The sequence below is a fragment of the Intestinibacter sp. genome (genome assembly GCF_022780145.1).
Lineage (GTDB): Bacteria > Bacillota > Clostridia > Peptostreptococcales > Peptostreptococcaceae > Intestinibacter.
Genome location: NZ_JALEXO010000301.1, coordinates 1 through 10,047, shown reverse-complemented (window position 1 = coordinate 10,047; position 10,047 = coordinate 1). Strand labels below are relative to the sequence as shown.

General features: G+C 30.7%; 6 protein-coding genes and 1 pseudogene. All 7 read right to left on the bottom strand.

Going from position 1 to position 10,047, the window contains the following annotated elements:
• A partial coding sequence (locus MR593_RS11355; RefSeq protein ID WP_290692944.1) for a molybdopterin-dependent oxidoreductase occupies positions 1–1,408 on the bottom strand: 1,408 nt, incomplete at its 3' end.
• 250 nt (positions 1,409–1,658) lie between these two features.
• Entirely contained in the window at positions 1,659–4,355 is a 2,697-nt protein-coding gene (gene fdhF, locus MR593_RS11350) for a formate dehydrogenase subunit alpha (protein ID WP_290692942.1), read from the bottom strand.
• 162 nt (positions 4,356–4,517) lie between these two features.
• The gene (locus MR593_RS11345; RefSeq protein ID WP_290692940.1) at positions 4,518–6,389 is read right to left on the bottom strand and encodes an NADH-quinone oxidoreductase subunit NuoF; all 1,872 of its coding nucleotides are present in this window, start codon (positions 6,387–6,389) and stop codon (positions 4,518–4,520) included.
• Complete coding sequence (locus MR593_RS11340; RefSeq protein ID WP_290692938.1) at positions 6,390–6,872, bottom strand: NADH-quinone oxidoreductase subunit NuoE family protein; 483 nt, start codon at positions 6,870–6,872, stop codon at positions 6,390–6,392.
• A 472-nt stretch (positions 6,873–7,344) separates the two neighbouring features.
• Entirely contained in the window at positions 7,345–8,505 is a 1,161-nt protein-coding gene (gene ftsZ, locus MR593_RS11335) for a cell division protein FtsZ (protein WP_290692936.1), read from the bottom strand.
• Between the two features lie 268 nt (positions 8,506–8,773).
• On the bottom strand, positions 8,774–9,523 hold the full coding sequence (locus MR593_RS11330; protein WP_290692934.1) for a cell division protein FtsQ/DivIB: 750 nt from the start codon (positions 9,521–9,523) through the stop codon (positions 8,774–8,776).
• Positions 9,524–9,754: 231 nt separating this feature from the next.
• Positions 9,755–10,047 (bottom strand): annotated as a pseudogene (locus MR593_RS11325) (undecaprenyldiphospho-muramoylpentapeptide beta-N-acetylglucosaminyltransferase); the annotation flags it as partial.

Below are 10,047 nucleotides of genomic sequence, written 5' to 3'. Positions count from 1 at the left end.
TTTCATAACCTTCAGTACGTTCATTGATGAAGTCCATATCTTGAAGTCCTTCTTCTATGATTACATGCATAATACCATTAGCAAATGCAACATTTGTACCTGGTTTTAATTTTAGATGTATATCAGCTTTTTTAGCTAAATCTATATCACGAGGGTCAACTACTATAAGTTTACAACCTCTTTGTACAGCTTGACGTATTTGCATGCCGACAACTGGATGTGCTTCTTCTGGGTTAGATCCAACTAACATTATAACGTCTGGATTTTTAGTTATATCTTCGATTGGGTTAGTCATCGCTCCTGAACCTAAAGTCATAGCTAAACCAGCAACTGATGCAGAGTGACAAACACGAGCGCAGTTATCTACGTTATTTGTTCCAAATGCACAACGAACTAATTTTTGCATCATGTAGCAATCTTCGTTAGGTGAACGAGAACAAGCAAAACCTGCTAATGCGTCAGATCCATATTTTCTTTTTATTTCTAAGAATTTAGAAGCTACTAAATCTAATGCTTCGTCCCAAGTAGCTCTTTCAAATTCTCCTGTTTCATGATTTTTGATTAAAGGATATTTTATTCTTTCTTTTGAATGAACGAAATCGAAACTTCCTGAACGACCTTTAACGCATAGTAAACCTTTATTTGATGGACCATCTGCTGCTTCAACATCAACTATTTTATTATTTTTAACTAATAAATAATATTGACATCCTGTTGCACAGTGTGGACAAGTAGTCAAGACCTTCTTATCTATTTGATATTTACGATAATTCTTTCTTCTCTTCATTGTAAGAGCGCCTGTTGGACATGCTTGAACACAGTTTCCACAAGATTCACAGCTAGTATCTGTTAAATCTACATTAAATGGTGTTCCTATTTTTGAATCGAATCCTCTTTGCATAGTGTCTATAGCTCCACGTCCTACTAATTTATGACAAGTGTTTACACATCTATGACATAAAATACAAAGGTTTGGATTATATGTCAAGAATGGATTAGAATCGTCTATTGGTAATTCAGTTTGTTCACCTTCATAAGTAGTTCTTTCTATGCCGTATTCATAACATAAATCTTGAAGTTTACAATCTCCATTTGATGGACAAGAGAAACAATCAGTTTTATGGTTTGATAATAACATATCTAGAACATTTCTTCTTGCATTTCTGACTTTTTCACTGTTTGTAGTTACAACAAGCCCTTGAGCTACTTGTGCATTACAAGCAGTTTCCATTTTTGTTCTTCCTTTATTTTCGATTTCTACCATACACATTCTACACGAACCATCTGGTAACAAATCTTTTATATAACATAAAGTAGGTATTTTAATGCCAACAGATTCTGCAGCATGTAAAATTGATGTTCCTTTTTCAGCCTCTACAGCTTTACCATCTATAGTTAAACGTACCATCTTATTTCCTCCCTTATTTATATAAGAAAATCTAATTTGCTTATATATTATAAAAACTAATTATATATTTTTGGAAAGTATCACAGCATCAAAACTGTGATACAATCCAATATAATTTAGTTTTTATAAATTTTCATCGAGTATCTTTAATTTACACTATTTATTTCTAATGTAATAAACTCATGTTTAAGGGTACGTTATTTGCTTTATATATGATACATATAACATACTTTATACTGATTCAACTTTTCTATGCTTTTGTAATTTTAATAGCACATACTTTATATTCTGGTGCTTTTGCAAATTTATCAAGAGCGGCATTTGTCAACCAGTTACAATTTCCATCTGGGAAGTGGAATGGCATCCAAGTTTCACCTGGAGATACTTTTGTTCCAACAACTGCAGTAGTTTCGATTTTACCACGTCTTGAAGAAACTTTTACTTTATCACCATCTTTAACTCCTATAGCTTCAGCATCTTTTTCGTTTATTTCTATAAATGATTTATTAGATATTTGTACTAATTCTGGAGTCTTACCAGTCATTGCTCTGGCATTGTAGTGATATAATACACGACCAGTCATAAGTATAAATGGATATTCATCATCTGGCAACTCAGCAGATGGAACATATTGAGCTGGATAGAAATACCCAAGTCCTCTAGTAAATTTACCTACATGTAGTATAGGTGTCCCTGGATGATCTTTACTTGGACCTGGCCATTGTAAGCTTCCAACTTCGTCAAGTCTCTTATGGCTTATACCAGCGAAACTTGGAGTTACTGAAGCTATTTCATCCATTATTTCAGATGCAGTTAAATAAGGCTGTGGATATCCCATTCTATTCATTAAATCTATGAATATATCAGTATCTAATCTCATTTCACCTTCTAATTCTACAGCTTTACGTACTCTTTGAACACGTCTTTCTGTATTAGTGAATGTACCTTCTTTTTCAGCGTAACTTACACCTGGTAATATAACGTCAGCATATTGAGCTGTTTCAGTCATAAACAATTCATCTATTACTAAGAAATCTAAGCTTTCTAAAGCTTTAATAATATGATTAGTGTCTGCATCAGTTACAACTGGATCTTCTCCAAATATAAATAAACCTTTGATATCGCCTTTTATAGCAGCTGGGAATACTTCAGTTGCTTTTATACCTACTTTTGGATTCAATTTAGTTCCCCAAGCTTTTTCAAACTTAGCTAATACTTCTGGATTATTAATTTTTTGATATCCTGTGAAATCAGTAGGCATGGCACCCATATCACAAGCACCTTGTACGTTATTTTGTCCACGTATTGGGTTAACACCGCAACCTTCTCTACCTAATTTACCAACTAACATCACCATATTAGATATAGACATGACTCCTTCAGTACCAGTTGAATGTTCAGTAACACCTAAACAGTACATAATTGGAGCTTTGTCAGCTTTAGCATACATTCTAGCTGCTTTTATTAAATCATCCGCATCTATATTGCATATTTCAGCTACCTTTTCTGGAGTATAATCCTCAACTATTTCTTTTAGTTCTTCATAACCTTCAGTACGAGAATTTATAAAATCTAAATCTTGAAGTCCTTCCTCTATAATTACATGCATCATGCCATTAGCAAATGCAACATTCGTACCTGGTTTTATTTTTATATGGATATCAGCTTTTTTAGCTAAATCTATATCACGAGGATCTACTACTATAAGTTTAGTACCGTTAGCAATAGCTTGACGTATTTGCATACCGATAACTGGATGTGCTTCTTCTGGATTAGATCCAATTAACATTATTAAATCTGATTTTCCTGTTGTATCTGCTATTGTATTAGTCATGGCTCCTGAGCCTAGTGTCATCGCAAGACCTGCGACAGTTGGAGCATGTCAGACACGAGCACAGTTATCTACGTTGTTTGTTCCAAATCCACAACGTACTAGCTTTTGCATCATATATACATCTTCGTTTGTTGAACGAGAACATGCAAAACCTGCTAATGCGTCTCCTCCATAGTTTTCTTTTATTTCTAAGAATTTAGAAGCTACTAAATCTAACGCTTCATCCCAAGTAGCCCTTTCAAATTCTCCTGTTTCATGATTTTTAATTAAAGGATATTTTATTCTTTCTTCTGAATGAACAAAATCAAAACTTGCTGAACGCCCCTTAACACATAGTAAGCCTTTATTTGATGGACCATTTGCCGCTTCGACATCAACTATTTTATTATCTTTAACTAATAGATAATATTGACATCCTGTTGCACAGTGTGAACAAGTAGTCAAGACTTTCTTATCTATTTGGTATTTACGATAATTCTTTCTTCTCTTCATTGTAAGAGCGCCTGTTGGGCATGCTTGAACGCAGTTTCCACAAGATTCGCAGTTAGTATCTGCCCAACTTACATTAAATGGTGTTCCTATCTTTGAATCAAATCCTCTTTGCATAGTGTCTATTGCTCCACGTCCTACTAATTTATGACAAGTGTTTACACATCTATGGCATAAAATACAAAGGTTTGGATTATATTTAAAGAATGGATTAGTATCATCTATTGGTAATTCAGTTTGTTCACCTTCATAAGTAGTTCTTTCTATTCCGTATTCATAGCATAAATCCTGAAGTTTACAATCTCCATTTGATGGACAAGAGAAACAATCAGTTTTATGGTTTGATAATAACATATCTAGAACATTTCTTCTTGCATTTCTGACTTTTTCACTGTTTGTAGTTACAACAAGCCCTTCAGCAACTTGTGCATTACAAGCAGTGTCCATTTTTGTTCTGCCCCTGCTTTCTATTTCTACCGTACACATTCTACAAGAACCATCTGGTAATAAATCTTTTATATAGCAAAGCGTAGGGATTTCAATTCCAACGCTTTCAGCTGCATGTAATATACTAGTACCTTTTTCAGCTTCAACCTGGATTCCATCTATAGTTAATTTAACCATACTATTTCCTCCTAATTATTTTTATATAATCTTCAAATTTTATTAATTTATCATATTATTAAATTTTTTCGTATCGTATTATTTTATAATTATTTTTTATTAATTTTAATCTTATTTTATATTTCTATTTTTTTTAATAATTTTATTTTATGATAAATATATCTATTCAACATATACAGCATCGAATTTACATCCTTCAAGACAAGTACCACATTTAATACATTTAGTAGTATCAATTTCATGAGGTTGCTTCTTTTCTCCAGTAATAGCATCAACTGGACAATTTCTTGCACATTTAGTACATCCTTTGCATTTATCTGGATCAATTTTGTAAGATTTTAATGCTGAACATATATGAGCTTTACATTTACCATCAACTATATGTTCTTCATATTCATCTCTAAATAATTCTAATGTACTTATAACTGGAAGTGGAGCACTCTTTCCAAGACCACATAGAGACATCGTTCTTACTATATGGGCAGTTTGTTCTAATTTATCTAAGTCTTCTAAAGTACCTTTTCCTTCAGTTATCTTTTCCAATATTTCAAGCATTCTCTTAGTTCCTGTACGGCATGGAATACATTTACCGCAAGATTCTCTTTGAGTGAAACTCATAAAGAAACGAGCTACATCTACCATACAACTTGTTTCATCCATTACAACAAGCCCACCAGAACCCATTATAGCATTTAATTTTTTAACTGAATCGAAATCTAATGGTAAATCTAAATGTTTCTCTACTAAACATCCACCAGATGGGCCGCCTATTTGTACAGCTTTGAATGGAACGTCGTCTTTAATACCACCACCTATATCGTAAATGATTTCTCTTAGAGTAGTTCCCATTGGAACTTCTATCAATCCTGTATGCTTGATACTACCTGTCAAGGAAAATGTTTTTGTACCTGGACTTCCTTCAGTACCAATTTTTCTAAACCAGTCAGCTCCATTGAGTATTATCATAGGTACGTTTGCATAAGTTTCAACGTTGTTTAGTACTGTAGGTTTTGCAAATAATCCTTTTTCAGTAGTACGAGGTGGTTTAACTCTTGGCATACCTCGATTGCCTTCAATAGATGCTGTCAATGCGCTACCTTCACCACAAACAAAAGCTCCTGCACCCCTATTGATATGTAGTCTAAAACTGAAGTCAGTTCCTAATATGTTATCTCCAAGTAACCCATATTCTTCAGCTTGTGATATAGCTATTCTTAGACGTTCAACTGATAATGGATATTCTGCACGAACATATATATATCCGTTTTTAGCGCCTACTAAATAAGCACCTATCATCATACCTTCAATCATCTTATGAGAGTAGCCTTCCATGACACTTCCATCCATAAATGCTCCTGGGTCACCTTCATCACCATTGCATACTACATATTTTTCAGTACCTGGCTGTTTTGCAACCTCTACCCATTTTTTACCTGTTGGGAAGCCAGCACCACCACGGCCTCTAAGTCCAGATTTTAACATTTCATCTAATCCTTCTTCTTTAGTCATGTCAAATAAAACTTTTTCTAAGCCTTTATATCCACCAACTGCTATGTACTCTTCTATATTCTCTGCATCTATATGACCACAGTTTTTAAGAACTATACGAGTTTGCTTTTTATAGAAAGGTATAGATTCTTGGTTTATATAAGATTTACCATTTTCTTTGTAAATCAATCTGTCTATTACTTTTTTATTTAAAATTGTTTCATTGTAAATTTCTTCACAATCTTCAAGTCGAACCTTTACATAAAATATGTTTAAAGGTTCAATTCTCATTAAAGGACCCATTTCACAGAAACCATGACATCCAGTTTTTTTGACCTGTGGATGTGGAACATGTGGCTGAAGTGTTATCTCTACATTCTCGTTGTCACCAACTAAATCTTTCATTTTTTCGTATATAAATTGTGATCCACCTGATATACAACCAGTACCTCCACAAATTAATATACGTATAGGAGTTGCATCAATTTTTTCTTTTGCTTTTTTACGAATAGCCTGTAATTGTTCTCTATTTTCTATTTTCTTCACTTATTGGCACTCTCCTTTCTTAAGCTCTTCAATTATTTCTATAGCTTTGTCTGGAGTCATCTTTGGATGTACCTTATCATTTATAGTCATAACTGGGGCAAAACTACAAGCACCTAAACATGATACTATTTCTAGAGTAAATATCATATCGTCAGTTGTGCGTTTACCTTTTCCTAGACCTAAATGTTTTTCCAACGCCTCTCTTACTGGAACTGATTTACGTACATGGCATGCTGTACCATCGCATACTTTGATAACATATTTTCCCTTTGGATCAAAAGAAAAATTTTCGTAAAATGTTGCAACGCTATATGCCTTTGCTAACGGTATGCCTAGCTTATCTGCAATGTAAGAAAGCAATTCTCCTGGCAAATAACGATACTCAGCCTGTACATCCTGCATAACTGATATCAAAGAATTTGCCTTAGACCCATGATGTTTTATAATCTCATCTGTCTTTTCATAATAAGACTGTTCTAACATATTTATCCCTCCTTATTTTTTTAATATGAATGTCAATCTGAAAAAATGTCAATTTATGTACTTATTATGTTTAATTTTTTATCAAGAAAACATTCGTACATAATCTTATTTATATATTATATTGAAATTTAAAATATTTTTACATTGTTATAATAACGAAAACAAAATGTTTTCAAAAATTTTTGTAAATTCTAAAAATTTAATTAATAATTTTAGTTAAACATATAAAATAAGATATAATAAAAAATAAATTTTTAAAAAAACTTATTTTTTATTATCGATATTTTTTTTATTAAAATATATTATATTAATATAGTATTATTTTATAATTATTTTTTATTTGGGAACTGTTAAAATCTAGATCGGTTCCCTACATTTTTTCTCACAAAATAGTTAATCTAAAAATTATATTTTTTAGCATAAATAAAAAAACTTCCAAATTAATATCGGAAGTTTTTTTACTTTATTTAAATTATCTTCTTTTATTTCTCAAAAAAGTTGGTATTTCCATTTCATCATCCCAGTCACTTGATGTTTTAATAGGCTCTGGTTTTGCTTCAACCACAGGTTCTACTTCTCTAACTGGTTCAGGTTTTGGTTCTGGCTTTGGTGCTGGTTTAGCTACTGGTGGTATTTCAGTTTTCTTAATTGGAGTAGGTTCTACATATCCACCTTGTGGAGCGTTATCAAATCCTGTAGCTATAACAGTTATCATTATTTCATCTTCTAAATCTTCTCTAATAGATGCACCGAATATGATGTTTGCATCTGGGTCACATGATTCAGTTATCAAGTTAGAAGCTGCATTTGCTTCAAATAATGATAAGCTAGGTCCTCCTGTTACATTAAGTAAAACACCTTTTGCTCCTCTTATAGATGTTTCAAGAAGTGGTGATTGTATTGCTTCTTTAGCTGCTTCTATAGCTCTATTTTCTCCACTTGCACTACCTATACCCATATGAGCTAGTCCTTTTTCCTTCATTATAGATGTAACATCTGCGAAGTCTAAGTTTATAAGTCCTGGAACCTTTATTAAATCTGATATAGATTGTATACCTTGTTTTAATACGTTATCAGCTATAGAAAATGCATCTAGTATAGATGTATTTTTTTGGACTACTTCTAATAATCTATCATTTGGTATAGTGATTAATGTGTCTACATTTGCCTTTAATTCTTCAATACCAGCTTCTGCATTTTTCATTCTCACCTTACCTTCAAATCCAAAAGGTTTAGTTACAACACCTACTGTTAAAATTCCCTTTTGTTTTGCTAATTGAGCTACTACTGGAGCTGCTCCTGTACCTGTTCCACCGCCCATTCCTGCAGTAACAAATACCATATCAGTATCTTGTAGTAATTGTTCTATTTGTTCTTTACTTTCTTCTGCTGCTTTTCTTCCTATTTCAGGGTCAGCACCTGCTCCTAATCCTCTTGTAAGCTTTTCTCCTATTTGAACTTGGTTTTCTGCTTTTGAAGTCACTAATGCTTGTCTATCAGTATTAATTGCTATAAAATCAATTCCTTTTATTTGCTCATCGATCATTCTATTAACAGCGTTGTTTCCACCGCCACCAACGCCAAATACCTTTATTTTAGCATTATTGTCAGTTTCTAAATCAAAACTTAACATATTGAAACCTCCCTCTCTCATGATTTATTTCTATATATAGTTTTATTATATCATTTAATATTTAAATGTTTAACGTATATTTCTTAAATAAATAACTATTTTATTATTTTTCTTTCAAATATTCGTTAAATTAAACTTAAAATCTATTTTTTTTAAAAAAAAAGCCATTTTAAATTATAACATAATATATTATATCATTTATTTCATTTAATTTGTTAAGTTTTTTATAATAATGTACAACTTATATATTATTAATTTTAAAATATTATTATTGATATGTATATAATGTATATTTTGAAAAAGTCATATCAATTTTTCCATAGTGAATATTTTGTTTTTCTAAATCCAGTAAAATTTTTGTCAATTTATACATATTATAATCGATATTTTTATCCTTCAAAATAACTACTTTTATATTTTTATCTATATCAATATCGATTTGATTATCGTCAAAAAAATCAACTGCTTTAACTTTTTTATCTAATCCCTGAGTTTTTATATTTTTCATTAATAAATTTAAATATTTTTTATCACTTTTATTTTTATAATTTATTTGTTTATTGTGGTAAGAAAAATCCATTCCTACGATAGGATATCTATCTTTTATATCATCTTCATCTATTTTATCCACATATTTCATATTTTTATCAATATAATAATAATTTTCATTTTTATCCTTTAAGGCACACATTATATCTTTCTCTTTGACGTTTATTATCAATGAATTTGGAAGTTTTCTTTTTATAGATATGTTTTCAACATACGAATTTTCTTCAATATTTGATTTTATTTTTTTTAAATCATATGTAAATATATTTTTCCCAACTGTAATTTTAGATAGTTGACTTATATCTGATTTTGTAAGGATATTATTATTTACTATTTTTACGTATTTTAAAGAAAAAAAATCACTTTTTATAAATACTATAATACCAAAGCAAATCATAAAAACAAATAGCAGTAAAGTAATCAATCTATTTATTCTGATTTTTCTTCTTTTATTTTTTTTCTTTTTCATCGAAATCACTCCAATATAAGTTATTAATTTTAAATACTACACAGCTACTTTTATCTCCTACATATAAATTTATTTTTTTTAAACAAATTTATATTAAAATCAGATATTTTTCATATGATTTCGATAGATAAACTTATTTATCTCGTTATATATCCATAAATTTTTTATTGCAAATAAAAAAGATATAGAGTAGTTTTTGCTAGCCTATATCTTTTATTATGTTATTTTAATTTATTTCTTTTTTATTCCTATAACTTTTGAATCCTCTTTAGATTTTTCAACTGAAGCTTCTTTTTCTTCTTTTACTATTGCTTCTTTTTTATTTTTTGCATTTGGTGATTCATTATAAGCCTTCATAATTTCATCGTATATTAAATCGATGGCTTCTGGCTTACCAATTTTTTTAGCTGCATTTGACATATCTATAAGTAATTCCTTATCTCCAAGTAATTTAAATACAGCTTCGTTTAAAGATTCTGGTGTTAAATCCTTTTCTAATATAGCTATACCAGCTCCTTGAGCTT